The organism is Streptomyces lateritius, from assembly GCF_014649715.1.
Lineage (GTDB): Bacteria > Actinomycetota > Actinomycetes > Streptomycetales > Streptomycetaceae > Streptomyces > Streptomyces lateritius.
In genome coordinates this window covers 238,851-258,428 of the sequence record NZ_BMTO01000008.1, presented here as the reverse complement: position 1 = coordinate 258,428, position 19,578 = coordinate 238,851, and the positions used below count along the sequence as shown (strand labels likewise).

General features: G+C 71.2%; 17 protein-coding genes. 10 read left to right on the top strand and 7 right to left on the bottom strand.

Going from position 1 to position 19,578, the window contains the following annotated elements; genetic code table 11:
• Window positions 1-277: 277 nt before the first annotated feature.
• Window positions 278-1,984, bottom strand: coding sequence for a glycerol-3-phosphate dehydrogenase/oxidase (locus tag IE136_RS18560; protein ID WP_158989522.1), 1,707 nt, complete (start codon window positions 1,982-1,984; stop codon window positions 278-280).
• A 225-nt stretch (window positions 1,985-2,209) separates the two neighbouring features.
• Here IE136_RS18560 and IE136_RS18555 point away from each other — a divergent pair, with 225 nt between their 5' ends.
• Complete coding sequence (locus tag IE136_RS18555; protein ID WP_158989520.1) at window positions 2,210-3,451, top strand: nucleotide sugar dehydrogenase; 1,242 nt, start codon at window positions 2,210-2,212, stop codon at window positions 3,449-3,451.
• Window positions 3,452-3,571: 120 nt separating this feature from the next.
• Here IE136_RS18555 and IE136_RS18550 read toward each other — a convergent pair whose 3' ends face one another.
• The 4 genes from IE136_RS18550 to IE136_RS18535 all read right to left on the bottom strand — a co-directional run bounded on the left by IE136_RS18550 (window position 3,572) and on the right by IE136_RS18535 (window position 7,928).
• Entirely contained in the window at window positions 3,572-4,696 is a 1,125-nt protein-coding gene (locus IE136_RS18550) for a GuaB3 family IMP dehydrogenase-related protein (RefSeq protein WP_158989518.1), read from the bottom strand.
• A 103-nt stretch (window positions 4,697-4,799) separates the two neighbouring features.
• Window positions 4,800-6,302, bottom strand: a complete 1,503-nt coding sequence (guaB, locus tag IE136_RS18545) for an IMP dehydrogenase (protein WP_158989516.1) — start codon at window positions 6,300-6,302, stop codon at window positions 4,800-4,802.
• 140 nt (window positions 6,303-6,442) lie between these two features.
• On the bottom strand, window positions 6,443-7,045 hold the full coding sequence (locus tag IE136_RS18540) for a sigma-70 family RNA polymerase sigma factor (RefSeq protein WP_158989514.1): 603 nt from the start codon (window positions 7,043-7,045) through the stop codon (window positions 6,443-6,445).
• A 271-nt stretch (window positions 7,046-7,316) separates the two neighbouring features.
• Window positions 7,317-7,928, bottom strand: coding sequence for a response regulator transcription factor (locus IE136_RS18535; RefSeq protein ID WP_003948568.1), 612 nt, complete (start codon window positions 7,926-7,928; stop codon window positions 7,317-7,319).
• A 458-nt stretch (window positions 7,929-8,386) separates the two neighbouring features.
• Here IE136_RS18535 and IE136_RS18530 point away from each other — a divergent pair, with 458 nt between their 5' ends.
• A complete protein-coding gene (locus tag IE136_RS18530; RefSeq protein WP_189600881.1) occupies window positions 8,387-8,740 on the top strand; it encodes a WhiB family transcriptional regulator in 354 nt (117 codons plus the stop codon).
• A gap of 133 nt (window positions 8,741-8,873) precedes the next feature.
• On the opposite strand, the gene IE136_RS18525 is transcribed toward IE136_RS18530, so the two are convergent.
• Complete coding sequence (locus tag IE136_RS18525) at window positions 8,874-9,767, bottom strand: LysR family transcriptional regulator (RefSeq protein ID WP_158989510.1); 894 nt, start codon at window positions 9,765-9,767, stop codon at window positions 8,874-8,876.
• Between the two features lie 89 nt (window positions 9,768-9,856).
• Here IE136_RS18525 and IE136_RS18520 point away from each other — a divergent pair, with 89 nt between their 5' ends.
• Together IE136_RS18520 and IE136_RS18515 are read left to right on the top strand one after the other, a co-directional pair.
• Window positions 9,857-10,546 carry an MOSC domain-containing protein gene (locus IE136_RS18520; protein ID WP_158989508.1) on the top strand — a complete coding sequence of 230 codons (690 nt, stop codon included), beginning with the start codon at window positions 9,857-9,859 and terminating at the stop codon, window positions 10,544-10,546.
• Between the two features lie 100 nt (window positions 10,547-10,646).
• Window positions 10,647-11,420, top strand: a complete 774-nt coding sequence (locus tag IE136_RS18515) for an SDR family NAD(P)-dependent oxidoreductase (RefSeq protein WP_158989506.1) — start codon at window positions 10,647-10,649, stop codon at window positions 11,418-11,420.
• A 6-nt stretch (window positions 11,421-11,426) separates the two neighbouring features.
• On the opposite strand, the gene IE136_RS18510 is transcribed toward IE136_RS18515, so the two are convergent.
• Window positions 11,427-13,253 (bottom strand): DUF2264 domain-containing protein, encoded by a 1,827-nt coding sequence (locus IE136_RS18510; protein ID WP_158989504.1) that lies wholly within the window; start codon window positions 13,251-13,253, stop codon window positions 11,427-11,429.
• A gap of 172 nt (window positions 13,254-13,425) precedes the next feature.
• On the opposite strand from IE136_RS18510, the gene IE136_RS18505 reads away from it, so the two are divergent.
• From IE136_RS18505 to IE136_RS18480, 6 genes are all read left to right on the top strand, one after another.
• A complete protein-coding gene (locus tag IE136_RS18505) occupies window positions 13,426-14,538 on the top strand; it encodes a substrate-binding domain-containing protein (protein ID WP_158989501.1) in 1,113 nt (370 codons plus the stop codon).
• 139 nt (window positions 14,539-14,677) lie between these two features.
• The gene (locus IE136_RS18500; RefSeq protein WP_158989499.1) at window positions 14,678-15,994 is read left to right on the top strand and encodes an ABC transporter substrate-binding protein; all 1,317 of its coding nucleotides are present in this window, start codon (window positions 14,678-14,680) and stop codon (window positions 15,992-15,994) included.
• A 4-nt stretch (window positions 15,995-15,998) separates the two neighbouring features.
• A complete protein-coding gene (locus IE136_RS18495; protein ID WP_158989497.1) occupies window positions 15,999-16,889 on the top strand; it encodes a carbohydrate ABC transporter permease in 891 nt (296 codons plus the stop codon).
• Window positions 16,886-17,740 (top strand): carbohydrate ABC transporter permease, encoded by an 855-nt coding sequence (locus IE136_RS18490; RefSeq protein ID WP_158989495.1) that lies wholly within the window; start codon window positions 16,886-16,888, stop codon window positions 17,738-17,740. The genes IE136_RS18495 and IE136_RS18490 overlap by 4 nt, the downstream gene beginning before the upstream one ends.
• A gap of 17 nt (window positions 17,741-17,757) precedes the next feature.
• Window positions 17,758-18,786, top strand: a complete 1,029-nt coding sequence (locus IE136_RS18485) for a hydroxyacid dehydrogenase (protein ID WP_158989493.1) — start codon at window positions 17,758-17,760, stop codon at window positions 18,784-18,786.
• Window positions 18,787-18,837: 51 nt separating this feature from the next.
• A complete protein-coding gene (locus IE136_RS18480) occupies window positions 18,838-19,536 on the top strand; it encodes an ester cyclase (RefSeq protein WP_189600880.1) in 699 nt (232 codons plus the stop codon).
• The last annotated feature ends 42 nt before the right edge of the window (window positions 19,537-19,578 follow it).

Genomic DNA, 19,578 nt, shown 5'->3' with positions numbered 1-19,578 from the left:
GAGCCCATTGTCTCTCACCCCGGGACCGATGCGGATCCCGGGTCCGCACTCCGAGAGGACGGCCCCTGGAGAAAGCGCTCCCCATCACGCCACCGGACGCGCAGTCACCCCTCGAAGGTTCCCCTCCCGCAGGAACAGGATGCCGCACCCGCCCGCCAACGACCCTCGCCGACGGGCGACTTCTCCTCTCCCCACTCCCTCCTCGCCCCCTTTCCGCCTGGCCAGACAGCCGGCCGGCGTTCCGAGGCCGGCCGGCTCAGCCCAGGAGTCCGGCCGGTCAGATCGGCACGATGTCCGGTGCTCCGAGCCGCGCCGCGTCCGCCGTCAGGTCGTCCGGCTGCCGCTGCGACTCACGCTCCGCCTCCACCCGCTTCTCGTAGTGCTCCACCTCCTTGTCGATCTGGTGGTGGTCCCAGCCCAGGACCGGTGCCATCAGCTCGGCGCACTCCCGTGCGCTGCGGGTCCCCCGGTCGAACGTCTCGATCGAGATCCGGGTCCGCCGGGTCAGGACGTCGTCCAGGTGCCGAGCCCCTTCGTGCGAGGCGGCGTAGACGATTTCGGCGCGCAGATAGTCGTCGGCGCCGGTCAGCGGGTCGCCGAGCCCCGGATCGGCGGCGATCAGCTCCAGGATCTCGTCCGTCAGGGCTCCGTAGCGGTTGAGCAGATGCTCGACCCGTACGACATGGAGACCGGTCCGCGCGGCGATCCTGGCCCGGGCGTTCCACAACGCTCGGTATCCCTCGGCGCCGATGAGGGGGACGTCCTCCGTGACGCAGTCGGCGACCCGCTGGTCGAGTGCGTGTACCGCGGCGTCGACGGCGTCCTTGGCCATGACCCGGTAGGTCGTGTACTTCCCGCCGGCGACGACGACCAGGCCGGGGACCGGGTGGGCGACGGTGTGCTCGCGCGAGAGCTTGCTGGTGGCGTCCGACTCGCCGGCCAGCAGCGGGCGCAGCCCCGCGTAGACGCCCTGCACGTCGTCCCGGCCGAGCGGGACGGCCAGGACGCTGTTCACATGCTCCAGCAGGTAGTCGATGTCGGCGCTGGAGGCGGCCGGATGGGCCTTGTCCAGGTCCCAGTCGGTGTCCGTGGTGCCCACGATCCAGTGCCGGCCCCACGGGATCACGAACAGCACGGACTTCTCGGTCCGCAGGATCAGTCCGGTGGTGGAGTGAATCCGGTCCTTGGGCACCACCAGATGGATGCCCTTCGACGCCCGTACGTGGAACTGCCCCCTCTCCCCGATGAGGGCCTGGGTGTCGTCCGTCCACACCCCGGTCGCGTTCACGATCTGCCTGGCGCGGATCTCGTACTCTCCGCCCGCCTCCACGTCCTGCACCCGGGCGCCGACGACGCGCTCCCCCTCGCGCAGGAAGCCGACCACCCGTGCGCGGCTGGCGGCCAGCGCTCCGTAACTCGCCGCGGTGCGCACCAGAGTGGCGGTGAAGCGGGCATCGTCCATCTGGGCGTCGTAGTACTGCAGAGCCCCCACCAGGGCGTCCTTCTTCAGGCAGGGCGCCACGCGCAGCGCGTGACGCCGTGAGAGGTGGCGGTGGACGGGCAGGCCCCTGCCGTGGCCCGAGGAGACCGACATCGCGTCGTACAGCGCGACGCCCGAGCCCGCGTACAGCCGCTCCCAGCCCTTGTGCCGCAAGGGATAGAGGAAGGGCACCGGCTTCACGAGATGGGGCGCGAGCCGCTCCAGGAGCAGTCCGCGCTCCTTCAGGGCCTCCCGCACCAGCGCGAAGTCCAGCATCTCCAGATAGCGCAGGCCGCCGTGGATCAGCTTGCTCGACCGGCTCGACGTGCCGGACGCCCAGTCGCGGGCCTCCACGAGACCGGTCGAGAGCCCTCTGGTGACCGCGTCGAGGGCGGTTCCGGCGCCGACGACGCCGGCGCCCACGACCAGCACGTCCAGTTCACGCTCGGCCATCGCCGCGAGCGCTTCCGCGCGCTCGGCGGGTCCCAGTTTCGCTGTCCTCACCGCTGCCTCCCGTCGTCCCCCCGTGTGGTCGGGCTCACAGGGTCGATTCTGTCCCGGCCTTCCGACTTCAGCCACCGCCTGTGGATAACACTCGGCGACCTTCGACTCCCCAATGCGGCATATCGGTCATATTTACGCCTAGTCTGACATTGCGCTCGACCCGTTCTGTCCACCGGGCTTGCGCGTCTCGTCCCCTCCGGCTACTGGGAAGGACGGCCCACCCTCATGCCCGCTGATCTCGCCGTCATCGGCCTCGGCCACCACGGACTCCCCCTCGCCCAGGCCGCCATCGCCGTCGGCATCGACACCGTCGGCTACGACACCGACCCACGGCCCGTCGCCGAACTCGCCGCCGGCCGCCCGCCCGTCGACGGCTCGCTCACCGCGTCGGAGATCCGCCGGATGCTCTCGGGGGGCTTCCGGCCCGCCACCAACCCGGCCGAGCTCGGACGGGTCCGCACGGCCGTCATCTGCGCCCCGACCCCGCCAGGGCCGGACCGGTCCCTCGACCTCACCGGCGTCGCCGACGCCGCCCGCGCCCTCGCCGCCCGGCTGCGCCCCCACACGACGGTCCTGCTGGAGTCCCCCGTCCCGCCCGGCACCACCGAGGGCGTGCTGCGCGACCTCCTCGAAGAGGGCTCCGGCCTGCGAGCGGGCCGCGATTTCCACCTCGCGTACTCCCCTGGCCGCCTCGACCCCGGCCGGCGCACCCACGGCTTCGCCGGGACCCCGAAGGTCATCGGCGGCCTCACCCCCGCCTGCACCGAATCCGCCGCCGCCTTCTACGGCCGGCTCACCGACAAGGTGGTACGCGCGCGTGGCCCGCGCGAGGCCGAGACGGTCAAGCTCCTGGAGACCAACTTCCGGCACGTCAACATCGCCCTGGTCAACGAGATGGCGGTGCTCTGCCACGAACTCGGCGTCGACCTGTGGGACGTCATCCGCTGCGCCGAGACCAAGCCCTTCGGCTTCCAGGCATTCCGGCCGGGGCCCGGTGTGGGCGGCCACGGCGTCCCCGTCGACGTGGTCGGCACCAACCGCCCGCTGCGCATGGTCGAGCTGGCGAGCCAGGTCAACGAGCGCATGCCGCAGTACGTCGTCCAGCGCTGCGCGACCCTCCTCAACGAGCACGGAAAGTCGGCCCGGGGCGCCCGGGTGCTTCTGCTCGGCATCACGTACAAACCCGATCTCGCCGACCGCGAGAGCTCCCCAGCCGACGAGATCGCCCGCCGCCTGATGGACCTGGGAGCCGTGGTCAGCTACCACGACCCGTACGTCCCCGACTGGCGCGTCCGCGACCTCCCCGTGCCCCGCGCGGACTCCCTCTACGAGGCCGCCGCCCACGCCGACCTGACGGTCCTCCTGCAACACCACCGCACCTACGACCTCCAGGGCCTGGCGGTCAAGGCCCAACTGCTCCTCGACACCAGGGGAGCGACCCCGGCGGGTGCGGCGCACCGCCTCTGAGAGCGGCCGAAACCGCCGAAAGCCGCCGAAAGCCGCTGGGGGCCACACGGGACACGGGAAGGGCCCCGCACCAGATCCACATGGTGCGGGGCCCCTCTCGTACGCGTACGGCCGAACGGGTCAGCGCTTGTGCTGCGCGTCCGCGACCGTGACCTCGACGCGCTGGAACTCCTTGAGCTCGCTGTAGCCCGTCGTCGCCATCGCCCGGCGCAGCGCGCCGAAGAAGTTCATCGAGCCGTCGGGGCTGTGCGACGGGCCCGCGAGGATCTCCTCGGTCGTCCCGACGATGCCGAGGTCGACCAGCTTGCCGCGCGGCACGTCCTCGTGGACGGCCTCCATGCCCCAGTGGTGCCCCTTGCCCGGCGCGTCCGTGGCGCGGGCCAGCGGGGAGCCGATCATCACCGAGTCGGCGCCGCAGGCGATCGCCTTGGGCAGGTCGCCCGACCAGCCCACACCGCCGTCGGCGATGACGTGGACGTACCGGCCGCCGGACTCGTCCATGTAGTCGCGGCGGGCCGCGGCCACGTCGGCGACCGCGGTCGCCATCGGGACCTGGATGCCCAGCACGTTGCGCGTGGTGTGCGCCGCGCCGCCGCCGAAGCCGACCAGGACACCCGCGGCGCCGGTGCGCATCAGGTGCAGGGCCGCGGTGTACGTGGCGCAGCCGCCGACGATGACCGGGACGTCGAGCTCGTAGATGAACTGCTTCAGGTTCAGCGGCTCGGCGGCGCCGGAGACGTGCTCGGCGGAGACCGTCGTGCCGCGGATGACGAAGATGTCCACGCCGGCGTCGACGACGGCCTTCGAGAACTGCGCGGTGCGCTGCGGGGAGAGCGCGGCCGCGGTGACCACGCCCGAGTCGCGCACCTCCTTGATCCGCTGCCCGATCAGCTCTTCCTTGATCGGGGCGGAGTAGATCTCCTGCAGACGGCGGGTCGCGGCGGCCTCGTCCAGCTCCGCGATCTCGTCGAGCAGCGGCTGCGGGTCCTCGTACCGGGTCCACAGGCCCTCGAGGTTCAGCACGCCCAGGCCGCCCAGCTCACCGATGCGGATGGCGGTCTGCGGCGAGACGACCGAGTCCATGGGGGCGGCCAGGAAGGGAAGCTCGAAGCGGTAGGCGTCGATCTGCCAGGCGATCGAGACCTCCTTCGGGTCCCGGGTGCGCCGGCTCGGTACGACGGCGATGTCGTCGAACGCGTACGCCCTGCGGCCGCGCTTGCCGCGCCCGATCTCGATCTCAGTCACGATGTGTGGCCTTTCCCTCTATGTCTGCGCCTACCAGTATCCCCGACACAAGCGGGAGGGGCGGTTCCGGCCACATGCCGAAACCGCCCCTCGCTGCCGCGCGCTACTTCCTGCTGTAGTTCGGCGCCTCGACCGTCATCTGGATGTCGTGCGGGTGGCTCTCCTTGAGGCCCGCCGAGGTGATCCGCACGAAGCGGCCCTTGGACTCCATCTCCGAAACGGTGGCGGCGCCGACGTAGCCCATGGTCTGACGAAGACCGCCGACGAGCTGGTGCAGGACGTTGGACAGCGGGCCGCGGTAGGGCACCTGGCCCTCGACGCCCTCGGGCACCAGCTTGTCGTCGGAGCTGACCTCCGCCTGGAAGTAGCGGTCCTTCGAGTACGACCGGCCCTGGCCGCGGGACTGCATGGCGCCGAGCGAGCCCATACCGCGGTACGACTTGAACTGCTTGCCGTTGATGAAGAGCAGCTCGCCGGGCGACTCCTCACAGCCCGCGAGGAGGCTGCCGAGCATGACGGTGTCGGCGCCGGCGGCGAGCGCCTTGCCGATGTCGCCGGAGTACTGCAGACCACCGTCGCCGATCAGCGGGACACCGGCGGCCCGGGCCGCGAGGGAAGCCTCGTAGATGGCGGTGACCTGCGGGACGCCGATGCCCGCGACCACGCGGGTGGTGCAGATCGAGCCGGGGCCCACGCCGACCTTGATGCCGTCGACACCGGCGTCGATCAGCGCCTGCGCGCCGTCACGCGTGGCGACGTTGCCGCCGATCACGTCGACGTTCACGCTCGACTTGATCTTCGCCATCCAGCTCAGGGCGTTGCTGTTGTGGCCGTGCGAGGTGTCGACGACCAGGAAGTCCGCCCCGGCGGCGGCGAGCGCCTGGGCGCGCTCCAGCGCCTCGGGGCTCGCGCCCACGGCGGCACCGACGAGCAGGCGGCCCTCGGCGTCCTTGGCGGCGTTCGGGTACTTCTCCGCCTTGACGAAGTCCTTGACGGTGATCAGACCCTTGAGCACGCCCTCGTCGTCGACCAGCGGCAGCTTCTCGATCTTGTGGCGGCGCAGCAGCTCCATGGCGTCGACGCCGGAGATGCCGACCTTGCCGGTGACCAGCGGCATCGGCGTCATGACCTCGCGGACCTGACGGCTGCGGTCGCTCTCGAAGGCCATGTCGCGGTTGGTCACGATGCCCAGCAGCTTGCCGTCCGGGTTCGTGACGGGGACACCGCTGATGCGGAACTTGGCGCACAGGGCGTCCGCCTCGGCGAGCGTCGCCTCCGGGTGCACCGTGATGGGGTCGGTGACCATGCCGGACTCGGAGCGCTTGACCAGGTCGACCTGGTTGGCCTGGTCCTCGATGGAGAGGTTGCGGTGCAGCACGCCGACGCCGCCCAGACGGGCCATCGCGATCGCCATGCGGGACTCGGTCACCTTGTCCATCGCCGCCGAGAGCAGGGGGATCTGGACCCGGACGTTGCGGGAGATACGGGACGAGGTGTCGACCGCGTTGGGGAGCACCTCCGACGCGCCCGGCAGCAGCAGCACGTCGTCGTAGGTCAGCCCGAGCGTCGCGAATTTCTCGGGCACTCCGTCGACGTTGACAGTCATGACACCTTCCCCAAATGGCCTTGATCGGTGCGGACGTCCATGCTAACGGGCTACGGCGGTGTCTCATTCCACGATCAAGATCACCGAGAAGCTTTGTACGTTCATACGTGTACGTGAGGGCCACCGGCCCCCGTCGACCCTTACTGCTCGGCCAGTGCCCGCAGGCGGCTGAGCGCGCGGTGCTGCGCCACCCGTACCGCACCCGGCGACATCCCGAGCATCTGGCCGGTCTCCTCCGCGGTGAGCCCGACCGCGACCCGGAGCACCAGCAGCTCGCGCTGGTTCTCGGGGAGGTTGGCGAGGAGCTTCTTGGCCCACTCCGCGTCGTCGCTGAGCAGCGCGCGCTCCTCGGGACCCAGCGAGTCGTCGGGCCGCTCCGGCATCTCGTCGGAGGGCACGGCCGTCGAGCCGGGGTGCCGCATGGCGGCCCGCTGCAGATCGGCGACCTTGTGTCCGGCGATGGCGAAGACGAAGGCCTCGAACGGCCTGCCGGTGTCCTTGTAGCGCGGCAGCGCCATCAGGACGGCGACGCAGACCTCCTGCGCGAGGTCCTCCACGAAGTGACGAGCGTCACCGGGCAGGCGACTCAGCCGCGTACGGCAGTAGCGCAGGGCGAGCGGGTGCACGCGCGCCAGGAGATCGTGCGTCGCCTGCTCGTCGCCCTCGACGGCGCGGTGGACGAGTGCGCCGATCTCACCCTGCCCTGCGGGCATGGGGGACCCCACGGTCTCGTCGTCGCGCATCGCTCCATGGTGCCTCGACGCCTGAGGATTCGCGGCACCGCGTCCGTAGTTGTGCACCGAAGCGTTATGAGCAGGTGCGCCGGAACTCATCTCCTGCGCCCTCCCCTCCCGCTCGATCGACTCGTCCCCGAGGAACTCCACACCTCAAGGATGCGGCATCCCGCGCGTAAGTGACACAAGCCCCTGTCCCGGCGGGGACTCGAGCCGCTGTCACGGCCCGAAACCAGAGCCGCCCCGCCCGCCGACGGCGGACGGGGATACGGGCACCCCCCTAACGGACGAGACCCCAGCGGAAGCCGAGGGCGACGGCGTGCGCGCGGTCCGATGCGCCGAGCTTCTTGAACAGGCGCCGCGCGTGGGTCTTGACGGTGTCCTCCGAGAGGAAGAGCTCGCGTCCGATCTCCGCGTTGGACCTGCCGTGGCTCATACCTTCGAGCACCTGGATCTCGCGCGCGGTGAGGGTCGGCGCAGCGCCCATCTCGGCCGACCGCAGTCGACGCGGGGCGAGGCGCCAGGTCGGGTCGGCGAGGGCCTGGGTGACCGTGGCCCGCAGTTCGGCGCGCGAGGCGTCCTTGTGCAGGTAGCCACGGGCCCCGGCGGCGACCGCGAGCGCGACGCCGTCCAGGTCCTCGGCGACGGTGAGCATGATGATGCGGGCGCCCGGGTCCGCGGACAGCAGCCGGCGGACAGTCTCCACGCCGCCCAGACCGGGCATGCGTACGTCCATCAGAATCAGGTCCGAGCGGTCCGCACCCCAGCGGCGGAGGACTTCCTCGCCGTTGGCGGCGGTGGTCACGCGCTCCACACCGGGCACGGTCGCGACCGCGCGGCGAAGCGCCTCTCGGGCAAGCGGGGAGTCGTCGCAGACGAGGACGGATGTCATGGCCGCCCTCCGCAGCTGATGCGCGTCACCTTGAGCCTCCAGGGCTGGTACGTATCGTCACCTGTGCGGTTGACGCCCTCGGACATCTGCCCGAGCGCTTGTTCCTTCAACCGCCTCCGCACTCTCAACGACGGTCACTCGAAAGAGTTACGGGTCGGCGGCCGCCTTCGGCACTCTACGTGAGGAGGCGTGCGCGGAGGAGAGCGACGCGACCTATCTGCCCACCATCGGAAGCTATGCCCCATTTAGCGGGTTTTCTTCCCTTTTTGTGGTGTCTGTGGCTAGATTCGCAATGAGTCATATTTACATCTACTTAGACAGTAGTTGTACGGTCGGGTCGATCCCGCGAGAGCGGGTAGCCGAGACCCCGGGGGGCGAAAGGCCCCCACCCATCAGCCCCCATCAGCCATCCACCCGCCCACCTATCCGTTCGACACGGTTTCAAGGGGACAAGCGCAATGGCAGATTTCTCCCGCCTTCCCGGACCCAACGCCGATCTGTGGGACTGGCAACTCCTCGCGGCCTGCCGCGGGGTGGACAGCTCCCTGTTCTTCCACCCCGAGGGAGAGCGCGGCGCGGCACGGAGTGCGCGTGAGAACTCGGCGAAAGAGGTCTGCATGCGGTGCCCGGTACGCGCGGAGTGTGCGGCACACGCACTCGCGGTACGGGAGCCCTACGGCGTATGGGGCGGCCTCACCGAGGACGAACGCGAAGAGCTCATGGGACGTGCCCGAAATCGCCTGATCACGGCGGCGGCCAGCCCATCGACCACGGCATCGGCATCGAGTTCGGCAGGCGTGGGACACGCCTGAAGGAACGTTTCTGCACGGCATCTGCACGGCAAGGGAAGAGCAGTTCGCGGCAGTCGAGAGAACGGGGCCGGGAAACGCCCCCGCCCGGCCCCTTGATTCCGCCGGTGAACGGCGGCCCCGCACCTGAACGGCGTTACGCGCGCGTGGCCGCGCGGGAGAGTTCGTCCAGAGTCGCGGCGACGGCCGGCACCTGAGCCAGATCGGGCAGCGTGAGGGCGACGATCTCGCGTTCGACGGCCGGTTCCACGGCCACGGTCCTCGCGCCCTTGGGCCGCACCGACTCGATGGCGAGTTCCGGCAGGACGGCCACTCCCAGACCGGCCCCGACCAGCCCCACCACCGCCGGGTAGTCGTCGGTGGCGAAGTCGATGCGCGGCGTGAAGCCGGCCTCCTCACAGACCTCCACCAGCTGGCGACGGCAGCGCGGGCATCCCGCGATCCAGGATTCACCGGCCAGTTCGGCGATCCCCACCGACTCCGCGTCCGCGAGCCGGTGTCCGTCCGGCACCAGGCCGACGAGCCGGTCCGCGAGCAGCGGCCGGACCACCAGGTCGTCCCACTCGGCCGGGCCCGCTCCGTACCGGAAGGCGAGGGCCACGTCGCAGTCACCCTCCCGGAGCATCTCCACCGAGCGCGGAGGCTCGGCCTCCACCAGCGAGACCCGGGTGCCCGGGTGCGCCGCCCGCAGCGCGGCGAGGGCGGTGGGGACCAGGGTGGAGCTGCCGCTGGGGAAGGAGACCAGGCGGACGCGGCCCGCCCGCAGTCCGGCGATGGCGGCCACCTCCTCCTCGGCCGCCGTCAGCCCGGCGAGGATCCCGGAGGCGTGACGGACCAGGGCCTCACCCGCCTGGGTGAGGCGCATCTCCCGGCCGGTCCGGATCAGCAGCGGCGTGCCCGCGGAGGATTCGAGCGCCTTCATCTGCTGGCTCACCGCGGGCTGCGTGCAGCCCAGTTCGCGCGCGGCGGCGGAGAAGGAGCCGGTGGCGGCGACGGCGCGCAGGACGCGGAGATGACGGGCCTCGATCATAGGTCGAGCATAAGCGAACCTTGGGATTCACGGCCAATAGTCGTTCGCTGCTTTGAGAGCGCTCCGCTTTGGGCCTCTAAGGTGCCGGTATGAAGGTGCTGAGCGTGAATGCGGGCCGGGCCAAGGCCGTGGATTACACCGACGCCCCGTCCGGGACGACGGGTATCGACAAGCGTCCGGTCGAAGGGCCGGTACGGGTCGAGGCGCCGGGCCCGCGGGGCGTCGGGGCGAGCGGGGTCGCCGGGGACGCGGTGTGCGACCTGCGCTTCCACGGCGGCGACCACCGCGCGGTGTACGCCTTCGCCCGGGAGGACATGGACCTCTGGGAGACCGAACTGGGCAGGCCGCTGGCCAACGGTTCCTTTGGGGAGAACCTCACCACCCTCGGGCTCGATGTGAACGGGTCCCTGATCGGGGAGCGTTGGCGGATCGGCCGGGACGTGGTCCTCGAAGTGACCGGGAGCCGCATCCCCTGTCGCACCTTCGCCGCCTTCGTGGAGGAGCAGGGCTGGGTCCGGCGCTTCACCCGGTCGACGGCCGGCCCGGGCGCGATGCTGCGGGTGATCGAGCCGGGCGAGCTCGCGGCCGGCGACCCGGTGACGGTCCTGCGCCGGCCGGACCACGAGGTCACGGTCGCGCTGATGCACCGGGCCGCGACGGCCGACCGCGCGCTGCTGCCGAGCACCCTGGCCGCCGCCGAGTGGATGGAGCCGGGTCTCCTCGCCCTCGCCCGCACGCACGCGGCGAAGTACGGAACCGGGGCCCCGGTCTCGTCCTAGGCCGCGTCCGTGAAGTCGCGCCTGGCCCGACACGACCTCGGCCGTGTCCGCGGGCACCACTGGCCTCGGTGGCGCTCGCGCGGGGCACTACCGTGCCGCTATGACGACTGCACTGATTACGGGCGCGACGGCGGGCATCGGGGCCGCGTTCGCGCGGAGACTGGCGGCGGACGGGCACGATGTCGTGCTCGTGGCCCGCGATGTGAAGAGGCTGCGGGAGCAGGCGACCGAGCTGCACGACCGGCACGGCGTCGAGGCCGAGGTCCTCGCGGCGGACCTGGCCGAGGAGAAGGGGATCGCCGCGGTCGAGGCCCGGCTCTCCGATCCCAGGCAGCCGGTGGACCTCCTGGTGAACAACGCCGGTTTCGGCAACAAGGGCCAGTTCCTGGACGTGCCCATGGCCGACGAGCTGAAGATGCTGACGGTGCACTGCGAGGCGGTGCTGCGGCTGACGTCGGCGGCGGCCCGGTCCATGCGCACGCGGGGCCGCGGCGGCGTGGTGAACGTGGCCTCGGTGGCCGCCTTCCTGCCGCGCGGCACGTACGGCGCGTCGAAGGCGTGGGTGGTGCAATTCACCCAGGGCGCGGCGCGGGACCTGGCGGGCAGCGGAGTGCGGCTGATGGCGCTGTGCCCGGGCTTCGTCCGTACGGAGTTCCACGAACGGGCCGGGATGGGGACGGACAACATCCCGCGCTGGATGTGGCTGGACGCCGACAAGCTGGTGGCGACGGCCCTGTCCGACCTGGCGCGGGGCCGGACGCTCTCCATCCCCGATCCCCGGTACAAGGCCCTGATGGGCGTGGTGAAGCTGGCGCCGCGCGGCCTGCTCGGAGGGGTGTCCTCCAGGGCGGGCCGCGCGTACGGACCGAGGTAGGGGGTGTTAGCCGACGCCCGGGTGATCCTCCGGGCCGAGGGTGAGTCGTGCGGTCGTGCCGTCCCGCCAGGTCACGTGGAGGGTACGGCCGCTGACCTGGACGGTCGCGAGGGTGGTGACGGGGGCCGGGTCCGGCTCGGCGGTGAGGGAGGCGAGGGACACGAAGAGGGACTCGGCGCCGCTGGTGGTGGAGTGCAGGGCCGCGGTGCGGGTCTTCGGGCCCTGGAGAGTGGCGCCGGTGGTGAGGGGGACGGGGTCGGCGGCCGGTGGGTAGCCGTGGACCGGGTGGAGCTGGGCAGTGGGGCCTTCGGGGGTGGTGGCCCAGCCGGTCTGGCGTACGGGCGTTCCCTCCGGGGCGCCCAGGACGAGGTGGGCGCGGACCTCGGCGCGGCCGTGCGCGAGGGTCGCGGAGACGACCCGGACGCCGGGCAGCGGGGTGTGCAGGGAGGCGGCCCAGCAGGGGCCGGTGGAGACGGGCACGGCGGGCCCGCGCCGGGTGACCCGGCCGTCGACGACCAGGGCGAAGTGGTTGTCGGCCGGGTCGGGCGGGGCGGTCGGTCCGGTACGGGTGGAGTACGCGAAGCGGCCGTAGCCGGCGTCGTCCCCGCCCGCTTCGTGGGCGGCCACATGGTTGCTGCCGTGGTTGTGGAGGCGTACGAGTCCGTCGCCCGCGGTGGAATGGATGAGCAGCCCGGCCGGCGCGACGGGGCGGACGGTGTCGGCGCGCTCGGCGGGGAGCGGCTCCTCGCGGTCGGTCCAGACGGGGTGGCCGGCCGGGAGGAGGAGGCCGAGGAACCCCTTGGCGGCCCAGTAGGGCGAGGCGGGGCCGGAGTAGCTCTGCACGAGTGGTGGGTGCGGGCCGTACCAGCCGAGGGTGAGCAGGCCGTGCTCGTCGGTGGCGCCGCGGTCGAGGAAGTGCCGCAGGGCGCCTGAGGCGAGGCGGCGGGTGGCGCCGGGGGTGAGCGGCGTGTGGCCGGTGAGGGCGCCGAGCCAGGGGGCGGCCGCGGCGGCGAAGCGGTAGATGAGGGAGCGGCCGTACGGGAGGGGCGCTCCGTCGGCGTCGAAGAGGTGGACGTGGTCGTCGAGTTGGGCGCGCAGCCGCGGGCCGTAGCGGGCGAGGAGGTCCTGGTCGCCGGAGAGGTGGGCGTGCAGGACGGGGTAGAAGTGCAGGGCCCAGGCGTTGTAGTGGTCGAAGGCGCGGTTGTCGCCGTCGCTGTACCAGCCCTCTCCGAGGTACCAGTGCTCGATGCGGTCGAGGGACCGGTCGATGGCGGCGGCGGCGCGGTCCGTCTCGACGCCGGCGTCCTGGAGGAAGCCGGCGACGGTGAGGCCGAAGAGCCACCAGTTGTTGTCGACGGGCGAGGGCGCGAGGGCGGGCAGCAGCCAGTCGACGGCGCGTTGCCGGGTGCGGTCGTCGAGGGCGTCCCAGAGCCAGGGCCGGGTCAGGCGCAGCGCGAGCGCGACGGAGGCGGATTCGACGACGGCCTGACGCACGTCGGTCGAAAGGGGCCAGGATTCGGGCCCGGTGGAGCCGGGCGCCTCGGTTCCGGCCTCAAGTCCCGCGGCGTAGCGGGGGAGATGGCCGAGGGGGTCGTCGCCGTGGGCGCCCGCGACGCGAAGGGCGGCGAGGAGGAACGTGCGGGCGTAGCCTTCGAGGCCGTCGGAGCGTACGCCGGACCAGCTGGGGCGGGGTCCGGGCAGGTCGATCAGTCCGTGGCGGGGCGTGGCGTACGGGCGTACGGCGAGGAGGAGTCGGTCGGCGCGGTCCTCCCAGTGGGCGCGGGTCCAGCCGGTGAACGGACTGAGCTCACGGTTCTCGGGCGGCGTGGGCATGATGCTCCCTGAGGCGGACTGAGGCGTCGCCCGGAATCATGAACACGGCTCGATCGAACGTCAATGGACTGGACCGAATGATCGAAACTCCCGCCGTTCGATCATATTGCATTAAGGTCTGAGACGGGGCGGCGTCCCGCCGGACCACCACACCGCGAGGGGGAGGAACGCCGTGCGCGAGAGTTCCGTCGAACGTCACGACCGTCTGCTGGCCCTGGTGCGCGAGCGCCGCACGGCACGCGTCTCCGACCTGGCCGTTCTGCTGGGGGTCTCCCCCGTCACCGCGCGCCGGGACGTCGAGGCGCTGGCGGCCAGGGGGCTCCTCGACCGGGTGCACGGCCAGGTCTCCTGGCCGGAGCGCCCGGCCACCGGGGGCGGCGCGGGCCACTCGGCGGGCGCCGGCGAGGGCCTGGTCCTCGGGCTGCTCGCGCCCTCCGCCACGTACTACTTCGCCGAGGTCATCCGGGGTGCGCACGAGGCCGCGGCGCGGGCGGGGGCCCGGCTCATCCTGCGTATCTCGGACTACCGCCCCGAGGAGGACCGGGCCCGCACCGAGGGCCTGCTCGCGGCCGGCGCCGAGGGCGTGCTCGTCGCGCCCGGCTGGCGCGGCCCGGAGGACCGGTTCTCGTACGGGGACTGGCTGGCCGCACTTCCCGTACCCGCCGTCCTCCTCGAGCGCCGCGCCGCCCCCGGATCGTCGCTCGACGGCCTGGACCGGGTGGCCTCCGACCACGGCCACGGCGTCCTGCTCGCCCTGCGCCACCTGCTGGACCTGGGCCGTCGGACGCCGTTGCTGGTGGCCCGCGGGGACAGCCCGACCGCGCTCGCGGTGCGCGCCGGATACGCCGAGGCGCTGCGGGCCCTGGGCGTGGAGGCGCCCGGACCGGTGATCGAGTCGGTGCCGGCCGACCAGGACCCGGAGGGCTTCGAACGCGCGGTACGGGCCCTGCACGAGGCGGTCACCTCCGGCCTGGCGGGCGCGGCCCTGGTCCACAACGACGTGGACGCGATCGAGATCGTGCGGCGCCTGGCCGACCTCGGCGTGAAGGTGCCCGAGGACCTGGCGCTGATCGCGTACGACGACGAGGTCGCCGCGCTCGCCGACATCCCGCTGACGGCGGTCGCCCCGCCCAAGCGCCAGGTGGGCCGTCACGCGACGGAGTTGCTGGTGGAGCGGTTGACGCAGGCCCCCGACGAGGAGGCGGCGCGGCGCCATCTGAGCCTGCTGCCCCGGCTCCGGGTGCGCTCCTCCTGCGGGGCCGTGGTGGGGCCCGACCCCTCCTGACCCCGCGGCTGCCGCACAGTCCACTCTCTGATCGAAGTGAGCTTTTTTCGATCAATCAATCTTTCGCTCTTGACTTCGGTCATGGACGGTCGCAGGATCACGGCCACACACCCCGTGCCGCCGCCCCAGGAGCCGTGCCATGAGCCGTACTTGGAACAGAACGTCCCGTGTCATAGCCGGCACCGCCACCGCCCTCGCCGTTCTCACGGCGTGCGGCGGCGGTGGTGACAGTGCCGGATCGTCAGCGAACAAGCCCGTCACCATCACCTTCTGGGGCTGGGCCAAGGGCTCCAAGGACGTGGTGGACGCGTTCAACGCCTCCCACAAGAACATCCGGGTGACGTTCGAGGAGATCCCCTCCGGCACCGCCGGCGGCTACGCCAAGATCTCCAACGCCGTGAAGGCGGGCAACGCGCCCGACCTCGTCTCCATCGAGTACTCCTCGCTCCCCGAGTTCGTCAGCTCCGGCGCCCTGCAGGACATCGGCGACGAGTTCACCGAGGCGGACCGGGCCAAGCTGCTGCCACAGGCGGTGGAGCTCACCACCCTCGGCGGCAAGACCTGGGCCGTCCCCTTCGACGCCGCCCCGCAGGCCTTCTTCTACCGCAAGGACCTGTTCGAGAAGTACCAGGTGGCCGTCCCCAAGACCTGGGACGAATTCAAGGCGGCCGCGGAGAAGGTGAGGAAGGCCGACGCCAAGGCCCGTATCGGCACCTTCTTCCCGGACGACCCGACCACCTTCGAGGCGATGGCCTGGCAGGCCGGCGCCCAGTGGTTCAAGGCCGAGAACGACACCTGGAAGATCGACACCACGGACCCGGCCACCACCAAAGTCGCCGCCTACTGGCAGGGCCTGGTCGACGCCGACCTCGTCCACAAGAACGCCTCCTTCAGTCCCGAGTGGACCGGCTCGCTCAAGAACGGCACCACCATCGGCTACCTCGGCGCCTCCTGGGGCGCGGGAGTCCTCAAGGGCACCCTGCCCGAGCAGAACGGCAAGTGGGCGGTGGCGCCCATGCCGAGCTGGGACGGCAAGCCCGCCAGCGGCATGCTCGGCGGCTCCACCTTCGCGGTGACCAAGGACAGCCGGAACAAGGCGGCGGCCGTCGAGTTCGCCGAGTGGATGTCCACCACCGAGGCCGGTGTCAAGGCCCGTATCGCCTCCGGCACCTCCAGCGCCTTCCCCGCCGCCACCGCGCTCCGCCCGGTCGCCAAGCAGGCCTTCGACGCGAGCTACTACGGCGGTCAGGACATCTACGCCCTCTTCGAGCGGTCCGGCGCCTCCATCGGCCAGAACTGGGCCTGGGGTCCGACCACCGGCACCACCAACACCGCCATCAAGGACCAGTTCGGCAAGATCACCAAGGGTGGCCCCACGATCGCCGACGCGATCAGGACCGGACACGAGGCGACGGTCGCCGAGCTGAAGAAGCGCGGCCTGAAGGTCGAGGGCTGACCCGGTGAAGGCCCGCACCCGTGCCGCAGCGTTCCTGCTGACCCCCTTCTTCGTCCTGTTCACCGCGGTGATGGTGGTGCCGATCGGATACGCGGTCTGGCTCAGCCTGTTCACGGAGAAGCAGTCGGGGCTGGGCTTCGGCGGCACCGAGACCGTCTTCACGGGACTCGACAACTACACCGCGGCACTGGGTGACCGGGCCTTCCGCGAGGGCTTCGGCGTACTGCTCGGATACTGCCTGTTCTACATTCCGCTGCTGATCGCCGGGGCACTCGGGCTCGCCCTGCTGCTCGACTCCGCGCTCGCCCGCGCCCGCCGCTTCTTCCAGCTCGCGCTCTTCCTGCCGCACGCGGTCCCCGGGATCATCGCCGCGCTGATCTGGGTCTACCTCTACACCCCCCAACTCAGCCCGGTCGTCGAGGCCATGGAGGCCGGCGGCATCGGCTTCGACTTCTTCTCACCCGGGGGAGCACTCCCCTCCGTGGTCAACATCGCCCTGTGGGAATGGCTCGGCTACAACATGGTGATCTTCTACGCCGCCCTGCAGGCCATCGACCGCTCGGTCCTGGAGGCGGCCACCGTCGACGGGGCCGGCTCCTGGCGCATCGCCTTCAGCATCAAGGTCCCGCTCGTCCGCGCCTCCCTCGTGATGGTCGGTCTCTTCACCGTCATCGGCTCGCTGCAGCTGTTCACCGAGCCGCTGATCCTCAACAAGGGCACGGGCTCCGCCGTCACCTCGACCTGGACGCCGAACATGTACGCGTACACCGCGGCCTTCGACCGCAACGACTACGGGCTCGCGGCCGCGGCCTCCGTCCTCCTCGCCCTGACCGCCGCGCTGCTCTCCTTCGGCGTCACACGGCTGACCGGCCGCCGGAAGGAGAAGGCAGCATGAGCAGGCCCCGCCCCCAGAGCGCCTGGCTCTCCAAGACCGCCGTCAACGGAGCGCTCGTCCTCGCCGTCGTCTACATGCTCTTCCCCCTCGTCTGGCTGGTGACCGCGGCCACCAAGGACGCGGGCGGACTGCTCGCCGGAAACGCCTTCTCCTTCGAGGGCTTCGACCTCGGCGGCAACCTGAGCCGCCTCGCCGAGTACAACGACGGCATCTACTTCCACTGGTACGTCAACAGCCTGCTCTACGCCGGCCTGGGCGCCGTCGTCTGTTCGCTGATCAGCGTCGCCGCGGGCTACGCCTTCGACAAGTACGACTTCCGGGGCAAGGAGAAGCTCTTCGCCGTCGTTCTGCTCGGCGTCCTCGTCCCCACCACCGCGCTCGCCCTGCCCATGTACCTTCTCGCCAGCGAGGTGGGCATCGTCAACACCTACTGGGCCGTGCTGATCCCCGTCCTGGTCAACCCCTTCGGGGTCTACCTCTCCCGGGTCTTCAGTGCCGGCTACATCCCCGACGAGGCCCTCGAAGCCGCCCGTATCGACGGCGCCGGCGAACTGCGCACCTTCTGGTCGATCGGTCTGCGCATGGTCATGCCGGGGTTCGTGACCGTCTTCCTCTTCCAGTTCACCGCCATCTGGAACAACTTCTTCCTCCCCCTGGTGATGCTCTCCGACCAGAAGCTCTTCCCGCTGAGTCTCGGGTTGTACGCATGGAACAGCAACGCCCACGCGGAACCCGACTTCTACCCCCTCGTCGTCACCGGGTCCCTGCTCGCCGTCGTCCCCCTGGTCGTCGCCTTCGTCTCCCTCCAGCGCCACTGGAAGGCCGGCCTGACCGCCGGCAGCGTCAAGTGAGGAGCACGAGTTCCACCATGCACCACGCCACTGACAACCGGCCGGCACTCCTGCTCTCGATGGACCCGGGCATCCCGGAGCGCCTGCTGACCGACGCCCACCGCGCCCGGCTCGCCGCCCTCACCCGTACCGACCCCCACCTGGTCGCACACGACCTCGCGACCCCCGCCCCCGAGGTCGTCGCGGCGCTCGCCGAGGCGGAAGTCCTCCTCACCTGCTGGGGTGCCCCGCCGCTGACCGCCGCCGTCCTGGAGCGCGCCCCGCGCCTGCGGGCCGTCGTCCACGCGGCCGGTTCGGTCAAGCACCACATCACCGACGCCTGCTGGGAGCGGGGCCTCGCCGTCACCTCGGCGGCGGCGGCCAACGCCCTGCCCGTCGCCGAGTACACGCTCGCCGCGATCCTCTTCGCCGGCAAACGCGTCCTGCACGCCGCCCAGCGGTACGCGGAGGTCCGCGCCGACCACGCATGGACGGCCGAGTCGACGGTCTGGGGCAACTACCGGCGTACGGTCGGACTCGTCGGCGCCTCCCGGATCGGGCGGCGGGTGATCGAGCTGCTGCGCCCCTTCGACTTCGAGGTACTGCTCCACGACCCGTACGTGGAGCCCGCCGAGGCCGGGGGGCTGGGTGTCGAGCTCGTGTCCCTGGACGAGTTGTGCGCCCGCGCGTCGATCGTCTCCGTGCACGCCCCCCAACTTCCCGCCACCCACCGGATGGTCGGGGCGGCGCAGCTGGCGGCGATGCCGGACGGAGCGACGCTGATCAACACCGCCCGCGGCTCCCTGGTCGACGAGGCCGCTCTCCTCCCCCACCTGCGGGCCGGCCGCCTGCACGCGGTCCTCGACGTCACGGACCCGGAGGTTCCCCCGGCCGGCTCGCCCCTGTACGAGCTGCCGAACGTCCTGCTCACCCCGCATGTGGCGGGGTCCCTCGGCAACGAGCTGCACCGGATGGCGGACCAGGCGCTGGACGAGCTGGAACGGTACGTGCGCGGCGAACCCTTCCGGGAGGCCGTGCTTCCGACCGCCCTGGAGCGGTCGGCCTGACCGGAGGGACCGTCCTAGCATGGAGGTGTCCCACCCGGTTCGGGAGGCGCCATGACATTCGTACAGATCATCGATTGCAAGACTCAGCGGTTCGACGACATGAACCGGCTCATGGACAAGTGGGTCGAGCAGACCAAGGGCAAGCGCACCGCCACGCACAGCATCCTCGCCAAGGACCGCTCCGACGCCTCCCACTTCGTGGAGATCGTCGAGTTCCCCTCGTACGACGTGGCGATGAGGAACTCGCAGCTTCCCGAGACCGACCGGATCTTCCAGGAGATGGTCGCGCTCTGTGACGAGATGCCGACCTTCACCGACCTGGACGTCGTGCGCGACGAGCAGCTGTACAAGGCGACGGCCCGGCGGTTCTTCGAGCTGGCGGCCGCCGAGGGCGAGCTCGGACCGCTGGACGAGGTCTTCGCCGAGGGCTACCACGACCATGACCCGACCAATCCGCAGGACGCCATCGGCATGGACGCGGTCCGGCGGGAGCTGGACGAGTGGCGCGGCGGCTTCAGGTTCACGTTCACCGTCGACGACCAGATCGCGGAGGGCGACCGGGTCTGCACCCGCTGGACCTGGAACGCCACGCACACCGGCGAGTTCATGGGGATCGAGGCGACCGGCAGGGAGATCTCGATGACGGGGACGGTCATCCACCGCTTCCGCGACGACGGCAAGATCGTCGAGGGGTGGTGGCAGTACGACCAGCTCGGTCTGATGGGCCAGCTCGGCGCCGTCGAAGCCTGACGTCCGAGGCCGGACACCACCCGGACGACACCGAGGCCCGGC